Genomic DNA, 16876 nt, shown 5'->3' with positions numbered 1-16876 from the left:
GGCCCACGTGCGGACCCGCGGCGGCGACGTCTGCGCCGGGGACGTCGCGCTGGAGGCCGGGACGGTCCTCGGCCCGCCGCAGATCGCGCTGCTCTCCGCGATCGGCCGCCCCGCCGCCCGGGTCCGCCCGCGCCCGCGCGTCGTCGTCCTGTCCACCGGCAGCGAACTGGCCCAGCCGGGCGAGGAGCTGGCCGCCGGTCAGATCTACGACTCCAACAGCTTCGCGCTGGGCCGCCGCTGCCAGGGACGCGGGCGCCATCGCCTACCGCGTCGGCGCCGTCACGACGACGCCGAGACCCTCCGCGCCACATCGAGGACCAGCTCATCCCGCGCCGACCTGCTCGTCACCACCGGTGGCGGTCAGCGTCGGCGCGTACGACGTGGTCAAGGAGGCACTCACCGCCGTCGCCGGGGAAAGCCGAGCCCGAGGAGGCGCGGGCCGAGCCGGGCGAGGGAGAGGACGGCGAGGAGGAAGAGGCGGGCCTTCCACGGGGCCCACGTGGACTTCCGCACCCTCGCCATGCAGCCGGGCAAGCCGCAGGGCTTCGGCACCATCGGCCCCGACCGCACCCCGATCCTGACCCTCCCGGGCAACCCGGTCTCCTCGTACGTCAGTTTTCGAACTCTTCGTCCGGCCCGCCATCCGCGCCATGATGGGGTTGCAGGAGCTGCACCGGCCCACCGTCCGCGCCACCCTGCTGCCGCCGCACGGCGCCGGCGAGGAGGCCGAGCAGCTCACCTCGCCGGAGGGGAAGCGGCAGTTCCTGCGCGGTACGTACACCGGTGGTGAGCGGCCCGAGGTGCGGCCCGTCGGCGGCGCCGGCTCCCACCTCATCGGCGCCCTCGCCCACGCCGACGCCCTCATCGTCCTTCCCGAGGCGGCGACCGGGGCGGCGTGGGGCAGCGAGGTCGAGGTCGTCCTGCTCGGCTGACCGGACCCCGGTGCGGGTACGGTGGTCGCCCACACAGGCCGACATGGGCGCGGTGGGCCGCGGACCGGGAGTCGCACAGCACATGACAGCGTTTACACCGGGGGACACCCCCCGCCCCCCTGAGCAGGGCCGGCTCACCCACCTCGACGAGGCCGGGGCGGCCCGCATGGTCGACGTCTCCGCGAAGGACGTCACCGCCCGCACCGCCCGCGCGAGCGGCCGGGTCCTCGTCTCGCCCCGCGTGGTGGAACTCCTGCGTGGCGAGGGCGTCCCCAAGGGCGACGCCCTCGCCACCGCCCGTCTCGCGGGCATCATGGGCGCCAAGCGCACCCCCGACCTCGTCCCGCTCTGCCACCCGCTGGCCGTCTCCGGCGTCAAGGTCGACCTCGCCGTCACCGAGGAGGCGGTGGAGATCCTCGCCACCGTGAAGACCACCGACCGCACCGGCGTCGAGATGGAGGCGCTCACCGCCGTCACCGTCGCCGCCCTCACCGTGGTCGACATGGTCAAGGCCGTCGACAAGGGCGCCGTCATCACCGACGTCCGCGTCGAGGAGAAGACCGGCGGCAAGTCCGGCACCTGGCGGCGCACCGAGGGAACCGTCGCGTGAGCGCCGCGCCGTCGACGCCTCGCGCCCTCGTCGTCACCGCCTCCAACCGCGCCGCCGCCGGGGTCTACGAGGACCGCGGCGGGCCGCTCATCACCGAGGCCCTCACCGGCCTCGGCTTCGCCGTCGAGGGCCCGCGCGTCGTCCCCGACGGCGACCCGGTCGCCGAGGCCCTGAGCGCCGCGGTCACCGAGGGCTACGACGTGGTCGTCACCACCGGCGGTACGGGGCTGAGCCCCACCGACCGCACGCCCGAGGCGACCCGTCCCCTGCTGGACCGCGAGATCCCCGGCATCGCCGAGGCCATCCGGGCCGAGGGCCTGCCCGAGGTGCCGACCGCCGCCCTCTCCCGGGGCCTCGCCGGGCTCGCCGGACGCACCCTCATCGTCAATCTTCCCGGCTCCACCGGTGGCGTCCGCGACGGCCTCGCCGTGCTGGGCCGCCTCCTGCCGCACGCCGTGGACCAGATCCGGGGCGGCGACCACCCCGCCGGCCCGCCCGCCCCGGGGAGCGCCCGCTGAACCCGCGGTACTGGCCGGTGGAACTGCGCGAGGGCGACGTGCTGCTCCGGCCGATCCGCAGGCGCGACCAGCGGGCCTGGCGCGAGATCAACCGCCGCAACCGCGACTGGCTGCGCCCCTGGGAAGCCACCATCCCGCCGCCCACCCCCTTCGGCCCCGTCATCCACCGCCCGACCTACCGTCAGATGGTCCGCCATCTGCACAAGGAGGCCGGGGCGGGCCGCATGATGCCCTTCGTCATCGAGTACCGGGGCCGCCTCGTCGGTCAGCTGACCGTCGCCGGGATCACCTGGGGTTCGATGTGCTCCGCCCACATCGGCTACTGGGTGGACCAGGACGTCGCCGGGCGCGGCGTGATGCCGACCGCCGTCGCAGCCGCCGTCGACCACTGCTTCCGGGGCGTCGGACTGCACCGGATCGAGGTCTGCATCCGCCCCGAGAACGGGCCGAGCCGCCGTGTCGTCGAGAAACTCGGATTCCGCGAGGAAGGGCTGCGCCCCCGCTATCTGCATATCGACGGAGCCTGGCGCGACCACCTGGTATTCGCACTCACGGCGGAGGAAGTACCCGACGGTGTCCTGCGCCGCTGGCGCCGCGCCCGGCCCCACCCCACGGCCTGAGGCGGGAACCACCGCTCCGCCGCGAAATCCGCACACCACAACCGTGATCACGGAAATACGAATAAGCGTTCGAATTCTTTAGGGTTCGATCACCCGATTGTCGCGGAGTGCGATCGTCCGATCACATCTGTAGGAAAAAACTCTGGAGATATCAGCCAGATCGTGCGACACACCGGTTCAATTGGCGGATGGCCCCGACGAAACCCCTCTACCGTGTGAGTCGTGAGCAGCAGCGGCCTCATTTACGCAGTCATCGTGGGGGCCTGGGCCGCCTACTTGGTGCCCATGTGGCTCCGTCGGCAGGACGAGTTGAACGAAGCCCGTCCGACGGAACGCTTCAGCACCGCCATCCGGCTCCTGTCCGGACGCGCGGGGATGGAGCGGCGCTACGCCAAGGGTGCCGCCCAGGCCCGCGCCGCCGGCACCGGCGAGCCCTCCGGCGAGGGCGACCCGGCCGACGGCGCGACCCGCGCCCCGGACGCCGGGACCGGATCGGTCGACGTCCGGTCCTTCGCCATGCCCCCGGTACGTGAGGAGCCCGCGCCGCCGCGCCGCACCGCGCCCCGGCCCGGGCAGCCTCCCCGGCAGGAGCGGCCCGCGCCGCAGCAGGTCCCCGCCCACCGCCCGGCCGATCCCGGCGCCACCGCGCGCGCCCGGCGCTCCAAGGTCCTCGCGCGCCGCCGCCGCACCACGATGCTCCTCTTCGTCGCCTTCACCCTCGGCGCGGTCGCCGCCGCCGTGGGCGGCCTCGCCCTCCTGTGGGCCCCCGCGATCCCCGCGATCCTCCTCAGCGCCTACATCGCCTACCTGCGCCGCCAGGAGCGCCGCCGCTTCGTCTACGCGATGGACCGCCGTCAGGCCGAGGTCGCCGCCCAGCACGTACGCGAGCGCGGCCGCCGCCGTGACCACCCCACCGAGCAGATCGAGGAGGCCGAGGAGCCCGCCCCGGCCCCCGACCCCGAGCGCACCGCGCTCGCCGCCGACCGCAGAGCACTGGTCGAGCAGACCGACCACGCCGAGTGGGTCGACCAGCAGCGCGCCCGCCGCCTGCCGGCCGACGGGGACAGCTGGGACCCCGTCCCCGTCCCCCTCCCCACCTACGTCACGGCCCCCGTCGCCCCCCGCGCCACCCCGCCGGTCGACCTCGGCGCCCCCGACACCTGGAGCTCCGCCCGTTCCAGCGCCGCCCCGGACACCGGCGGCGGCGAGGCCCCCGCGGGGGACGCCCCCGAGGAGCCCGCGGAGGCCGCCCCGGCCCGACGTGCCGCCTCCGCCCGCCGCTCCCGCGAACGAGGCCGCACCCCCCTCTTCGACCAGTACGACGAAGGCGACCGCCCCCGCGCGGCCAACGAATGAGCCCCACCCCGGCCACCAGCACCGGATTACCGACCACCCCGATCGGGGTGCTAAAGTTTCACCCGTTGCAAGGGCCTGTGGCGCAGTCCGGTAGCGCACCTCGTTCGCATCGAGGGGGTCAGGGGTTCGAATCCCCTCAGGTCCACGCAAGTAAGAGCCCCTCCCGGGGTCACCCTGGGAGGGGCTTTCTGCTGTGCCGGTTTCCGCGCCGGCTCGCCCCATGGCTCAGGGAGCGGGGCGCCGAGGTTCTCGGTGCCGCCGCTGTCGGGGACCTGGGGCGTAGGGCCGTTCGGCAACGACGCGGCGGGGGACTTCTGCGGCGAGTCGGGGGCGTGGCCGAGAGGGAACGCCGCGAGGCCGTGCGTACCGCCTTCCTCCAGGTGCTCGACGGCGCCGAGGCGGAGGTCGACGCGTCCGAGACGCAGCGGGCGGTGGCCGCGGCCCTGCCTCGTCGCCGTGCAGTGCTCGGGCGGCGAGCCGGCCGGCCCCGTCCGCGGACCCGGGACGCCCCTGCCGGATCCGACCGGTCTGCGCGAGCTCGCCGGCCGCGCTCTGGAACGGATCCTCACGGAGCCCTCCTGGGCGCACACCCCCGGGGGACGTCGTCCGCGAGGCGGACCGCGCCCGGCAGGTCGCCGAGCGGTGCGCCGCCTCCCCCTCGGCGCCGCTCCTGCCGCACATCGGCACCGCCGACGTCGCCCGCGACATGGACCGGATCAGGGCGGCCCTCGGCGAGGAGCGGGTGTCCTACCTCGGTGCCTCCTGCGGCACGCAGCTCGGCACCGCGTACGCCTCGCTCTTCCCCGGACGCGGCGACCGGATCGTGCTCGACAGCAACCTGGGCCCCGGCGGGTACGACCACCGGGCCATGCGGCTGTCCGCCCGCGGGCTGGAGGACCGCTTCCCGGACTTCGCGGCGTACGTCGCAGCCCGCCCCGAGTACGGGCTCGGCACCACGCCGCGGCAGGTGCGCGCGACCTGCCAGGAGCTGGCCCGGCGGCTGGAGCGGGAGCCGGTCCAGGGCCGGGACGAAACGGCCTTCCGGGGCATCACCTACGACTGGCTCTACGCCGACGCCGACATGCCGGAGCTGGCAGAGATCCGGCAGGCGCTCGACACCGGCGGGCCGGTACCGGAACAGCCGCCCTTCCCCGGCCTGGAGGCGCTCAGGTCCGCGCGGTTCGCCGTGATCTGCGGCGACTCCCCGTGGCCGCGCACCATCCGGGAGTACCAGCGTGACGTGCGGGCCGACAGCGGGCGGTACCCCCTGCTCGGCGGCGCCACGGCCGACATCGGGCCCTGCGCCTTCCGGCCGCGTTCCTGGGTCGAGAAGCCCGTGCGCGTCGACGACCAGGGCCCCTCCAACCTCCTCCTCGTCCAGAACGAGCGGGACCCGGGCACCCCGCTCGCCGGGGCGAAGGCGCTGCGGCGGGCGTTCGGTGACCGGGCCGGGCTGGTCACCGTCGACCGGGGCGGCCACGGGGTCTACCCCTTCGGCGCCGACCCTTGCGCCGACGACGTACCTGACCACCGGGCAACGGCCCGCGCGGGACCTCGCCTGCGCGGCCGAACCGGACGCGTGAGGAGAGGGAGCGGCCTGTTCGGGGAGAGGCGGCGGCGCCGGGCCGAGCCGGCGACGGGCGGGCCCTGGAGCGGTTCCGCTGGTGGCGGGTGCCGTTCCGGGCCTTGTTCCACCTGCGGCTCACCGAGGCCGGGTGCACGGTGGCCGTGTACTCCGCCGGCGTGCGGCACGGGCAGCACCAGCCGTCGGGCGAGGCCACGGCCGGCCTGTACCGCGAGGCAGGCCGGCTGTCGGCGGCCGGCCGCCCTCCCCGTCCCCGGGCGGGTTCGTGGAGGTGGCGATGAGCGGCTTCGGGCTGGAGCGCGCCGGAACGTGACCCTCGACGGGACCGAGCACCAGCTCACCCTGACCCCGCCTCCGCCGAGAGCCCGGTCCGACCGGCACCACCGGGCGCCTTCGCCCCGCCGGTGCGGCTGCCCCGGTGGGGGAGAGGCGGCGGTGGCCGTGGCGACCCTCGCGGCCGGTACCGAGCGCATCCTGCGCCCGCGCCGCAACCGGCTGCCCGACCGAGCCGCCGCACAGCGCGTGTCCGGCCGGGGCCCGCTCATCTACGCTGCCCGCATGGGGACTTACGAGGTCGACGGGGTGCGGCTGGCATACGAGGAGTGGGGGCCGGAGGGCGGGACGCCGGTGGTGCTGGTGCACGGGCACCCCTTCGACCGGAGCCTGTGGCGGGCGCAGGCCCGGCGGCTGGCCGGGGCCGGGTGCCGGGTGGTGCTGCCGGATCTGCGGGGGTACGGGGAGAGCCAGGTGGTGCCGGGGCGCACACCGTTCCCGGTGTTCGCCGGGGACGTGGTCGCCCTACTCGACCACCTGGGCATCGCGGACGCCGTGGTCGGCGGGGTCTCCATGGGCGGCCAGATCACCATGGAGATCCGCCGGCTGCACCCGGAGCGGGTGCGGGCACTGGTGCTGGCCGGCACCTCCTACCCGGCCGAGACCGAGGAAGGCCGGGTGGGCCGGCTCGCGCTGGCCGAGCGGCTGCTCGCGGAGGGGATGGGCGGGTACGCGGACGAGGTGATCGGCAGGATGCTCGCGCCGTACAACGTCGAGGCGAAGCCGGACGCGGCCGCGCACGTGCTCCGCATGATGCGCGGCACCGACCCGGAGGGCGCCGCAGCGGCCCTGCGCGGCCGCGCGGAGCGAGCGGACTACGAGGCGACGCTGTCGGCCGTGACCGAGCCCGTGCTGGTCGTGGTCGGCGCCGACGACTCCTTCACCACGGTCGCGGACGCCGAGGCGATCCGCCGGCTGGTCCCCCACGCCACCCTCACGGTGATCGACGGTGCCGGGCACCTGCCGCACCTGGAGCAGCCCGAGGAGACGGGGGAGGCCCTCGTGGAGTTCGTCACCGGAGTGGACTGAGCCGGCCGCACCGGCCCGAGCGGGCGGGGCTCACGCCGGCGGGCCCTCGGCGGGCTCGTCGATCCAGCGGAAGCTCGCGCGGCTGTCGTCGTCCTCCACATGCAGCAGGAAGTCGGCGACGGGAACGCCCTCGGGCGTGTGGAGCGCCAGGGTCCGGTTCAGCTCCGACCAGCACGCGTCGAACGCCTCCCACTCCTCGGTCTCGCTCAGGTCGGCGAGACGGACGAAGAGGGGGCGGTGCTCCTCGTAGGGGGCCAGGGGCCGGAAGGCGGCGGTCAGCCAGGGGAAGTCCGAGCCGTCGACGTGCAGGTCGGCGACGTGCCGGGGCGGGGTGGCGCGGGTGTGCAGGCGCCACAGCCCGGGGGCGTCGCCGGCCGGTCGCGGCGATGCGGTGTCCGGCATGACCGGTCGTCCTCCGGATGCGGGTGCGGATGCGGGTGGGGGTGCGGTCAGGCGGTGACGGCGGTCGGCTCGGGGCGGGCCGCCGCGGCGGCGGGGTTCAGCGGCTTGGCGTAGCAGCGGCTCAGCTCGTCGAAGCGGTACAGGCCGAACTTGGCGCACGGGGCGTAGCCACTGGAGGCGTACAGGTTGATCGCCTCGGGCTGCTTCGTGCCGGTCTCCAGGACCATGCGGGTGCGCCCGGCGGCCCGCGCGTCCTCCTCCAGCGCCGCGAGGATGCGCCGGGCCAGGCCGTGGCCCCGGGCCTCGCGGATGACGAACATGCGCTTCAGCTCGGCGTCGCCGTCGGAGTACGCCTCGTCGTTGGCGTCCTGGGGGCGCCAGCCGCCGGAGGCCACCGGGCGGCCCCGTCCGTCGTAGGCGAGCAGGTACAGCCCGTGCGGCGGGACGAACATGCCCGGGTCGAGCCAGGTGGCGTCGCCGTCGTCGCCGTACCGCTCGGCGTATTCGAGCTGGACCTCGTCGTTGAGCTGGACGGCGTCGGGGTGGTCGAAGGCGACCGGGCGCAGGGAATGCATGTTCATGCGGATCAGGGTACTTCTATGCGGAGGCGGGGTGCCGGGGCGAACCTCGGTAGGGTGCCGGGATGCTCACCGTCACCACTGTGAATGTAAACGGCCTGCGGGCCGCGGCCAAGAAGGGCTACGTCGAGTGGCTCGCCGCCACGGACGCCGACGTCGTCTGCCTCCAGGAGGTGCGCGCCGAGGAGTCCCAGCTCCCGGAGGCCGTGCGGGCTCCCGAGGGCTGGCACGTCGTGTACGCGCCCGCCGCGGCCAAGGGCAGGGCCGGAGTGGCGTTGCTCACGCGGCGCGAGCCGGAGCGGGTGCGGGTCGGCTTCGGCAGCGAGGAGTTCGACGGAAGCGGGCGGTACGTCGAGGCGGACCTGCCCGGGGTCACCGTGGCCAGCCTCTACCTTCCCTCCGGTGAGGTCGGCACCGAGCGGCAGGACGAGAAGGAGCGGTTCATGGCCGAGTTCCTGGAGTACCTCCGGGGGCTGCGGGCGCGGGCCGCCGCGGACGGCCGCGAGGTCGTGGTGTGCGGCGACTGGAACATCGCCCACCGGGAGGCCGACCTCAAGAACTGGCGCGCCAACCGCAAGTCCGCCGGCTTCCTCCCCGAGGAGCGGGCCTGGCTCGACCGGGTCTACGCGGAGGCCGGCTACACCGACGTGATGCGCGCGCTCCACCCGGACCAGGCCGGGCCCTACTCGTGGTGGTCCTACCGGGGCCGTGCCTTCGACAACGACTCGGGCTGGCGCATCGACCTGCACGTCGCCACCCCCGGTCTCGCGGCCCGCGCGGTCAAGGGGCTGGTGGAGCGGGCGGCGACGCACGAGGAGCGCTGGTCGGACCACGCGCCGGTGACGGTCGCCTACGAGTGAACCCGCCGCGGGCGTGAACCCGCCCGGTGGCGTCCGGTGGGCGGACCGCCTCCGCTACTCGCCCGGCCCGCCCCCGGCCGCCGCCTCCCGCTGCCGCAGGGCCGCGAGGTGGCGGTCCATCGCCAGGGAGAGCTCCGCCTCGACCACGCTCTTGGCCAGCGGGCGGAGGCGGTCCAGGTCGGCCTCCGGGGCGTGGGTGGCCATCGTGTCGAGGAAGAGCACGGCCAGTGCCTCGGCGTGCACGCGGACGCGTGAGCCCGCCTCCAGCACGGCGGCCAGCGGGACGCCCTCGCGGATCAGGGCGACCGAGACGTCCAGCAGGCGGCGGCTGATGTGGACGATCTCGTCGCCGTCGGTGGCCAGGTAGCCGAGTTTCAGGGCCTCGGCGAAGTTCTCCGGGGTGACCTCGCCGGCGAAGGCGTCGGCCAGCTCCTCGGGGGAGAGGCGGACGGGGGTCTCCTCGGTCGGGGTGACGCCGAGCAGGGTGCCGACGTCCTGACCCTCCTCGAAGGCGTTCATCAGCTCGGTGATGCCGCCGAGGGTGTGGCCGCGCTCCAGCAGCGCCGTGATGGTGCGCAGCCGGGCCAGGTGGTGGTCGTCGTACCAGGCGATGCGGCCCTCGCGGCGGGGTGGCGGCAGGAGTTTGCGCTCGCGGTAGAAGCGCAGGGTGCGCACGGTGATGCCGGCCGCCTTGGCCAGCTCGGCGGTCCGGTACTCGCGCTCTCCTTCGTCGTCCACGCGGGAACCCTATGTCGTACCGCCGGTAACTTTCCTCCGTCGTACCCCTACCCATCGGTATGCCGCTGCCCTACTCTCCCAACCATGCCAGTGATTGCTGGCGCGATGGCAGAAGTTGCGGGAGGCGAAGCCATGGCCGGGAAGAACCAGGAACAGCGGGCGGAACGCGTCGAGCACCACCGGGTGATCGTGATCGGCACCGGCTTCGGCGGACTCGGCGCCGCCGTCCGGCTGCGCCGCGAGGGCGTCACCGACTTCGTCGTACTGGAGCGCTCCGGTTCGGTCGGGGGCACCTGGCGCGACAACAGCTACCCGGGATGCGCCTGCGACGTCCCCTCCCACCTGTACTCCTTCTCCTTCGCGCCGAACGCCGAATGGCCGCGCACCTTCTCCGGGCAGCGGCACATCCGCGCCTACCTGGAGCAGGTCGCCGACACCTTCGGACTGCGCCCGCACATCCGCTTCGACCACGAGGTCGAGATGATGCGCTGGGACACCGAGCGGCTGATCTGGGAGGTCGAGACCAGCCAGGGCACCCTCACCGCCGACGTGGTGGTCTCCGCCACCGGTCCGCTCTCCGACCCGAAGCTGCCGGACGTGCCCGGGATCGACACCTTCCCCGGCAAGATCTTCCACTCGGCCCGCTGGGACCACGACTACGACCTGCGCGGCAAGCGCGTCGCCATGATCGGCACCGGCGCCTCCGCCATCCAGATCGTGCCCGCCATCCAGCCCGAGGCCGGCCGCCTCACCCTCTTCCAGCGCACACCCCCGTGGGTCATGCCCCGGATGGACCGCAAGGTCACCGGTGCCGAACGCTGGCTGCACCGCAAGCTGCCCGCCACCGCCACCGCCCGTCGCGGCATCCTCTGGGGCATCCGCGAACTCCAGGTGCAGGCGTTCACCAAGCGACCCGGCGAGCTGGGCGCCGTGGAGACGCTGGCCAAGCGGAACATCGCCCGCGCCATCAAGGACCCGGTGCTGCGCGCCAAACTCACCCCGGACTACCGGATCGGCTGCAAGCGCATCCTGCTGTCGAACACGTACTACCCGGCGCTCGCCCGGCCCAACGTCGACCTCGTCGCCTCCGGTCTCAGCGAGATCCGGGGCAACACCCTGGTCGGTGCCGACGGCAGCGAGGCCGAGGTCGACGTGATCATCTTCGGCACCGGCTTCCACGTCACCGACATGCCGATCGCCGAACGCGTCGTCGGCGACCAGGGCGAGACGCTCGCCGCCACCTGGAAGGACGGCATGAACTCGCTGCGCGGCGCCACCGCCGCCGGGTTCCCCAACTGGATGACGATCATCGGCCCCAACACCGGCCTCGGGAACTCCTCGATGATCCTCATGATCGAGTCCCAGCTCAACTACATGGCCGACTACCTGCGCCAGCTCGACGTGCTCGGCGGCAAGGCGGCCCTGGACGCCCGCGAATCGGCCGTCACCGAGTGGAACGCCAAGGTCCAGCAGCGGATGGAGCGCACCGTCTGGGCCACCGGCGGCTGCAACAGCTGGTACCTGGACGCCAACGGCCGCAACACCACCGTCTGGCCCGGCACCACCACCGAGTTCCGCAACGCCACCCGCCGCGTCGACCTCTCCGAGTACGAGGTGCTGCGGCCCGCCCGCGCCGCCGAGGACCGGGGTCCGCGCGGCGAGAAGGCCGGGGTGGGCGCATGAGTCCCCGCCTCGCCGCGGCCCCCCGCCGGGAGCTGACCGTCGTCTCCGCCGACGGCTCGCGCCTGCACGTCGAGGTGCACGGCCCCGAGGGCGCGCCCGCGATCGTCCTGGCCCACGGCTGGACCTGCTCCACCCGCTTCTGGGCCGCGCAGATCGCCGGACTCGCCCGCGACCACCGCGTCATCGCCTACGACCAGCGCGGCCACGGGGCCAGCCCGGTCCCGGCCACCTACGCCGCCTACTCGACCCGGGCGCTCGCCGACGACCTCGAAGCGGTCGCCGCCGCCACTCTCGCCCCCGGCGAACAGGCGGTCTTCGCCGGGCACTCGATGGGCGGCATGACGCTGATGGCCGCCGCCGGGCGCCCCGGCTTCCGCGAGCGTGCCGCCGCCGTGCTGCTCTGCTCCACCGGCCCCGCCGACCTGGTCGCCGAGGCCACCGTGCTGCCGCTGAAGCCGGGGAGGGCCAGGACCTGGCTGACCGCCAGGGTGCTGGGCGCCCGCGCCCCCCTCGGTCCGGTCACGCCGCTCTCCCGGAAGGTCCTCAAGTACGGGACCATGGGCCCCGGTTCGGCGCCGGACCGGGTGGACGCCTGCGCCCGCATCGTGCACGCCTGCCCGCGCCGCGCCCGGATCGGCTGGTCGAAGGTGCTGGAGGAGCTGGACCTGTGGGCGGGCGTGCGGGCGCTGACCGCGCCGACCGCCGTACTGGTCGGCACCGCCGACCGGCTCACTCCGCCGGCGCACGCCCGCGCCCTCGCCGCGGCGCTGCCCGCCGGACTCGGGCTGACCGAGCTCACCGGCCAGGGCCACATGACGCCGATCGAGGCGCCCGAGGCCGTCACCGCCCGCATCCGCGAGCTGGCAGCCACGTACATCACGACCGGTGACCCGCGTCCGCGGGCCGGGGACGCACAGGTGAAGGAGGGGGCATGAGCAAGGTCAGCCTGGAGGGACAGGTCGCGGTCGTCACCGGCGCCGCGCGCGGGGTCGGCGAGCTGCTGGCCCGCAAGCTGTCGGAGCGCGGCGCGAAGGTGGCGCTGGTCGGCCTGGAACCGGACGAGCTGAAGGCGGTGGCCGGACGGCTGCCCTCCGACGCCGACTGGTGGTACGCCGACGTCACCGACCACGAGGCGCTCGCGGGGGTCGCGCGGGAGGTCAAGGCCCGGTTCGGGAAGATCGACATCGTGGTCGCCAACGCCGGTGTCGCGGCCGGCGGCCCGTTCGAGGAGTCCGACCCGGTGGCCTGGCGGCGGGTGATCGAGGTCAACCTCGTCGGCTCGGCCGTCACCGCGCGGGCCTTCCTGCCGGTGCTGCGGGAGAGCCGCGGCTACCTCCTCCAGATCGCCTCGCTCGCCGCCATCACCCCGGCCCCGATGATGTCGGCGTACTGCGCCTCCAAGTCGGGCGTCGAGGCGTACGCCAACTGTCTGCGGGCCGAGGTGGCCCACCACGGGGTGAAGGTCGGGGTCGGCTACCTGAGCTGGACCGACACCGACATGGTGCGCGGCGCCGACCAGGACGAGGTGATGCGCGAACTGCGGCAGCGGCTGCCCTGGCCGGCCAACAAGACGTACCCGCTGCAGCCGGCCGTCGACCGGATCGTCGCGGGCATCGAGCGCCGGTCCGCCAGGGTGTACGCGCAACCGTGGCTGCGCGGGATGCAGTCGGTCCGCGGCCACCTCCCGGGGATCATCGCCACCGTGGGCAAGCGGGAGATCAAGCGGTTCGCGCCCCGGCTGAACCAGGTCCCGACCGGTCTGGTCGGCTCGGGCGGCGCCGCCGACGAGAAGCACCGGGCGGGCTGAGCGTCCTCCCCCGAGACCGCCGGGCCCGGGCCGTGCGAGACGGACCGGGCCCGGCGGGTGCCGGTGGGCGATGTCACTGGTCGTGGTGGTGGCCGCGCCTCGGGTGGCCTTCGTGGCCCTCGTGGGAGCGCCCGTGCCTGCCGTGCGAGCGGCCGGAGCCGTGCTTGTCGTGCGAGCCGGACTCCTGCGACGCGGTGTCCTTCGAGGCGGCCATCTTCTCCTTCGCCTGGTCGGCGAGGCGTTCGGCCTTGTTCCTGAACTGGTCCATGAGGCCCATGGCGAGTCCTCCCCTGGGCAATCTGGGGCATGGCTGGACAACTTCCAGCGTCGCACGCCCGCCCGTCGCGCGCATCCTGCGCCGGGCCGGCGGGGCTCATTCCTCCTGCGGCCTCGGCGGCAGCGGCGGCCGCGCCAGATCGGGCACGCCCGAGTGGTCCGGCGGGCTCTTCGCCGGCTCCCGCTCCAGCAGTTCCAGAGCGAGGCGGACCGCGTCGTCCAGCACCGCGTGGTGGCCCTCGGCCCAGTCCAGCGGCGTGCGCACCGCCTCCAGGTCGGGCTCGACGCCGTGGTTCTCCACGCTCCAGCCGTACGCCTCGAACCACGCCGCGTTCATCGGCACCGTGATGAGCGTGCCGTCGCCCAGCCGGTGCCGCCCGGTGATACCGACGACGCCGCCCCAGGTGCGCGAGCCGACCACCGGGCCGAGCCCCAGCAGCTTGATGGCGGCGGTGATCATGTCGCCGTCGGAGGAGGTCGCCTCGTCGGCCACCGCGACGATCGGGCCGCGCGGGGCGTTCGAGGTGTACGAGACGGGCTGCGCGTCCCGGGTGAGGTCCCAGCCGAGGATGGTGCGGGTCAGCTTCTCGATGACCAGCTCGCTGATGTGCCCGCCGGCGTTGCCGCGCACGTCCACGATGAGCGAGGGGCGGGAGACCTCCATGCGCACGTCCCGGTTGAACTGGGCCCAGCCCGAGCCGCCCAGGTCCGGGATGTGCAGGTACCCGCAGCGCCCGCCGGACAGCTCGCGGACGACCATCCGGCGCCGGGCGACCCAGTCCTGGTAGCGCAGCGGCCGCTCGTCGACCAGCGGCACCACCGCGACCCGGCGCGAGCGGCCGCCCTCGGCCGCCCGGAAGGTCAGCTCGACGGTGGTGCCGCCCGCCCCGGCCAGCAGCGGGTACGGCCCCGTCACCGGGTCGACCGGCCGCCCGTCGACGTGAGTGAGGGCGGCCCCCTCGCGGATGCCGGTGCCGGCCAGCGGTGAACGGGCCTTGGTGTCCGAGGAGTCGCCGGGCAGGATGCGCCGGACCAGCCACTGGTCGCCGGCCCGGACCAGATCGGCGCCGAGCAGGCCCTGGGCGCGCTGGTAGTGCGGAGGGCCCTCGTTGCGGCGGGCCGGGGAGACGTAGGCGTGCGAGGTGCCCAGCTCGCCGAGGACCTCGCGGAGCAGGTCGGCGAACTCGTCCGGGGTCGCCACCCGCTCCACCAGCGGCCGGTACTGGCCGAGGACACCGGGCCAGTCGACGCCGCACATGTCGGGGTCCCAGAAGTAGTCCCGGGTCAGCCGCCCGGCCTCGGCGTACGCCTGGCGCCACTCGGCGGGCGGGTCGACCTCGTGCAGGATGCGGCGCAGGTCCAGCCAGACCGAGGTGTCGTCGTCGCCCTGCTCGGTGGCGGGCATCGCGCGCAGGTCGCCCTCGTCCAGCACGACCAGCCGGGTGCCGTCGCCGCTGGGGGCGAACGAGTCGAGGTGGCGGACGAGTTCGGTGCGACGGCCGCGCACGATGTCGAAGTGCTCCAGGGTGGGCCGCCCGGAGGTGTCGGCCGGGTTGGCGAAGGTCTCGCCGAGGGCGCCCGAGATCGGCCACCGCAGCCACACCACCCCGCCACCCGCGACCGGGCAGAGCGAGGAGTACTTGGAGGCGGCCACCGGGAAGGGCGTGACCCGGCTGGCCAGTCCCTCCACCTCGACCATGGCCGCGCCGTCCCCCGGGTTGGCGTCCGAGGGGTCCAGGCCGCCCGCCGCCGGGCGGCCGTCGGGGAGCAGGGCGAACGGCGAGGGCGTCGCGGAGGAGAGCGGGACGAGGTAGGGGCGCGAGCCGAGCGGGAAGGAGAGGTCGCCGGTGTGCACGTCGTAGACCGGGTCGAAGCCGCGCCAGGAGAGGAAGGCCAGGTAGCGGCCGTCGCGGGTGAAGACCGGGCTCTCGTCCTCGAAGCGGCCGTCGGTGACGTCCACGATCTGCGGCTCGGCCTCGGTGACCCGGGCCATCCTGATCTGCCGCAGCGAACGGCCGATGCCCGGGTGCGACCAGGTCAGCCAGTGGCCGTCGGGGGAGAAGGCCAGGTCGCGGACGGGCCCGTTGGCCGAGCGGACCAGCTCGGTCAGTGGCGCCTCGCTCTCGATGACCACCTCGGCGTCCGGGGCGCGCTCGCCCTCGGGCGCCGGGGCGAGCACGGTGTCGCCGACCGGGTCGGTGGCGTCCAGGAGCAACAGCCGCCCGTCGTTGGAGGCCAGTGCGATGCGCTCGCCCGCCGGGTCCGCGACCAGCTCCAGGACGTGGCCCAGCCGGCCGCCCGCCAGCCGCCGTTTGGGGCGGCCGCCGGTGGCGCGCGGCAGGTAGGCGATCTCCACCGCGTCGCCGCCGCCCGCGTCCGTGACGTAGGCGACAGTGCCGCCCGAGCCGAGCATCTCCGGCAGCCGGGTCCGCACGCCGGGGGCGTCGGCGATGGTGCGGGCCGGGCCGTCGCGGTGGGTCAGCCAGTACAGGCTGCCACGGACGTTGACGGCGCTGGCCCGGCCGGTGTCGTCCACCGAGATGCCGCGGACGTTCTGGGCGGCCGGGACCTGGTAGGGCCGCCGGCCGGTGCGCGGGCCGCCCAGGCGTACGTCCAGCCGGCGCGGGACGGAGTCCGGGGCGAGGTCGTCGACGATCCACAGGTCGCCCGCGCACTGGTAGACGACGCGGTGCCCGTCGCTGGAGGCGTGGCGGGCGTAGAAGGCGTCGTGGTCGGTGTGGCGGCGCAGGTCGCCGCCGTCGGGGGCGCACGAGTAGAGGTTGCCGATGCCCTCGTGGTCGGAGAGGAAGGCGATGCGGCCGTCCACGATCATCGGCGACTCCACATGCCCGTCCAGGTCGGCCAGCAGCCGCTCCCCGTGCAGCCACAGCCGCCCCTGGGCCCCGCCCCGGTACCGCTTCCAGTACGCCGGCTCGTGCGGCGGCGTCGCGGTCAGCAGCAGGGTGCGGTACTGGCCGTCGACCAGGCCGACGGTCAGGTCGGTGACCGGGCCCCAGGGGAGTCTGCTGCCCGGTGAGCCGTCGGTGAGCAGGCTGTACGCCCAGGTGACGTAGGAGAAGGGCTGGCCGTGCGAGGAGACGGCGATGATCTCGCCGACCGACTCGTGGCCCGGCGGGTACCAGCCGCGGACCCGGGTGTCCTGGTTCCCCCAGTAGGTGAGGCGGCGGACCGGGCCGCCGCCTGCCGGGGCCAGGTGGATCTCCGGGTCGAGGCTGCGCCAGGACGTGTAGGCGACCTGGCTGCCGTCCGGCGAGAAGCGGGGCAGGCCCAGCCGGGTGCGGTCGGCGGTCATCCGCCACGCGCGGCCCGGCGCCGACTGACCGGGCGCGGGCAGGTCGGCCAGCCACAGGTCGTCCTCGGCGACGAAGCACAGGCGGTTCTCGTGCAGGTCGGGGTAGCGCAGGTACGCGGCATCGGCACTCACCACTCCATGCTTTTCCCGCCGCGCCGGGGCGGCAACTCGGGCTCCGGCCGTCGGCGCGGGTCGGACGGTGTGGCCGAGGGCACACGGAGGGGGGCGCCGCGGGC

General features: G+C 74.7%; 15 protein-coding genes, 1 tRNA gene and 2 pseudogenes. 13 read left to right on the top strand and 5 right to left on the bottom strand.

What is annotated here, in order from left to right:
• Window positions 1-7: 7 nt before the first annotated feature.
• The 9 genes and pseudogenes from Sdia_RS30865 to Sdia_RS28905 form a co-directional block, all read left to right on the top strand.
• A pseudogene (locus tag Sdia_RS30865) lies at window positions 8-298 on the top strand (gephyrin-like molybdotransferase Glp); the annotation flags it as partial.
• 352 nt (window positions 299-650) lie between these two features.
• Complete coding sequence (locus Sdia_RS30860) at window positions 651-932, top strand: MoeA family protein (RefSeq protein ID WP_371874301.1); 282 nt, start codon at window positions 651-653, stop codon at window positions 930-932.
• 82 nt (window positions 933-1014) lie between these two features.
• Entirely contained in the window at window positions 1015-1542 is a 528-nt protein-coding gene (gene moaC, locus Sdia_RS28940) for a cyclic pyranopterin monophosphate synthase MoaC (RefSeq protein ID WP_100456894.1), read from the top strand.
• On the top strand, window positions 1539-2060 hold the full coding sequence (locus tag Sdia_RS28935; RefSeq protein ID WP_100456893.1) for a MogA/MoaB family molybdenum cofactor biosynthesis protein: 522 nt from the start codon (window positions 1539-1541) through the stop codon (window positions 2058-2060). The genes moaC and Sdia_RS28935 overlap by 4 nt, the downstream gene beginning before the upstream one ends.
• A gap of 17 nt (window positions 2061-2077) precedes the next feature.
• Window positions 2078-2680: a GNAT family N-acetyltransferase gene (locus Sdia_RS28930; protein WP_100456892.1), complete on the top strand. Its 603-nt coding sequence runs from the start codon at window positions 2078-2080 to the stop codon at window positions 2678-2680.
• A gap of 222 nt (window positions 2681-2902) precedes the next feature.
• A complete protein-coding gene (gene sepX, locus Sdia_RS28925; protein WP_100456891.1) occupies window positions 2903-4036 on the top strand; it encodes a divisome protein SepX/GlpR in 1134 nt (377 codons plus the stop codon).
• 71 nt (window positions 4037-4107) lie between these two features.
• Window positions 4108-4181 (top strand) — tRNA-Ala (locus Sdia_RS28920).
• Window positions 4182-4609: 428 nt separating this feature from the next.
• A pseudogene (locus Sdia_RS28915) lies at window positions 4610-5619 on the top strand (alpha/beta hydrolase); the annotation flags it as partial.
• 560 nt (window positions 5620-6179) lie between these two features.
• Window positions 6180-6983 carry an alpha/beta fold hydrolase gene (locus tag Sdia_RS28905; RefSeq protein WP_100456992.1) on the top strand — a complete coding sequence of 268 codons (804 nt, stop codon included), beginning with the start codon at window positions 6180-6182 and terminating at the stop codon, window positions 6981-6983.
• A 30-nt stretch (window positions 6984-7013) separates the two neighbouring features.
• On the opposite strand, the gene Sdia_RS28900 is transcribed toward Sdia_RS28905, so the two are convergent.
• Window positions 7014-7385: a hypothetical protein gene (locus Sdia_RS28900; protein WP_229830869.1), complete on the bottom strand. Its 372-nt coding sequence runs from the start codon at window positions 7383-7385 to the stop codon at window positions 7014-7016.
• Window positions 7386-7432: 47 nt separating this feature from the next.
• The gene (locus Sdia_RS28895; protein ID WP_100456889.1) at window positions 7433-7966 is read right to left on the bottom strand and encodes a GNAT family N-acetyltransferase; all 534 of its coding nucleotides are present in this window, start codon (window positions 7964-7966) and stop codon (window positions 7433-7435) included.
• Window positions 7967-8028: 62 nt separating this feature from the next.
• On the opposite strand from Sdia_RS28895, the gene Sdia_RS28890 reads away from it, so the two are divergent.
• Window positions 8029-8823: an exodeoxyribonuclease III gene (locus tag Sdia_RS28890; protein WP_100456887.1), complete on the top strand. Its 795-nt coding sequence runs from the start codon at window positions 8029-8031 to the stop codon at window positions 8821-8823.
• Window positions 8824-8877: 54 nt separating this feature from the next.
• Here the strand turns inward: Sdia_RS28890 and Sdia_RS28885 are convergent, their stop codons facing one another.
• A complete protein-coding gene (locus Sdia_RS28885) occupies window positions 8878-9561 on the bottom strand; it encodes a MerR family transcriptional regulator (RefSeq protein ID WP_124287596.1) in 684 nt (227 codons plus the stop codon).
• Window positions 9562-9693: 132 nt separating this feature from the next.
• Between Sdia_RS28885 and Sdia_RS28880 the strand changes: the two genes are divergently transcribed.
• Genes Sdia_RS28880 through Sdia_RS28870 form a run of 3 tightly spaced genes read left to right on the top strand, consistent with a single transcriptional unit; the run spans window position 9694 to window position 13051 of the window.
• The gene (locus Sdia_RS28880) at window positions 9694-11244 is read left to right on the top strand and encodes a flavin-containing monooxygenase (protein ID WP_100456883.1); all 1551 of its coding nucleotides are present in this window, start codon (window positions 9694-9696) and stop codon (window positions 11242-11244) included.
• A complete protein-coding gene (locus Sdia_RS28875) occupies window positions 11241-12179 on the top strand; it encodes an alpha/beta fold hydrolase (RefSeq protein ID WP_100456881.1) in 939 nt (312 codons plus the stop codon). The genes Sdia_RS28880 and Sdia_RS28875 overlap by 4 nt, the downstream gene beginning before the upstream one ends.
• Entirely contained in the window at window positions 12176-13051 is an 876-nt protein-coding gene (locus Sdia_RS28870; RefSeq protein WP_124287599.1) for an SDR family oxidoreductase, read from the top strand. Before Sdia_RS28875 ends, Sdia_RS28870 begins: the two co-directional genes overlap by 4 nt.
• A 73-nt stretch (window positions 13052-13124) precedes the next feature.
• Here Sdia_RS28870 and Sdia_RS28865 read toward each other — a convergent pair whose 3' ends face one another.
• Together Sdia_RS28865 and Sdia_RS28860 are read right to left on the bottom strand one after the other, a co-directional pair.
• A complete protein-coding gene (locus tag Sdia_RS28865) occupies window positions 13125-13319 on the bottom strand; it encodes a hypothetical protein (RefSeq protein WP_229830866.1) in 195 nt (64 codons plus the stop codon).
• Between the two features lie 105 nt (window positions 13320-13424).
• Window positions 13425-16775 carry a S41 family peptidase gene (locus Sdia_RS28860; protein WP_189500107.1) on the bottom strand — a complete coding sequence of 1117 codons (3351 nt, stop codon included), beginning with the start codon at window positions 16773-16775 and terminating at the stop codon, window positions 13425-13427.
• Window positions 16776-16876 lie beyond the last annotated feature (101 nt).

The sequence above is a fragment of the Streptomyces diastaticus subsp. diastaticus genome (assembly GCF_011170125.1).
Lineage (GTDB): Bacteria > Actinomycetota > Actinomycetes > Streptomycetales > Streptomycetaceae > Streptomyces > Streptomyces diastaticus.
Note: the sequence above shows the minus strand (reverse complement) of the source record. Positions and strands in the feature narration are given on the sequence as shown.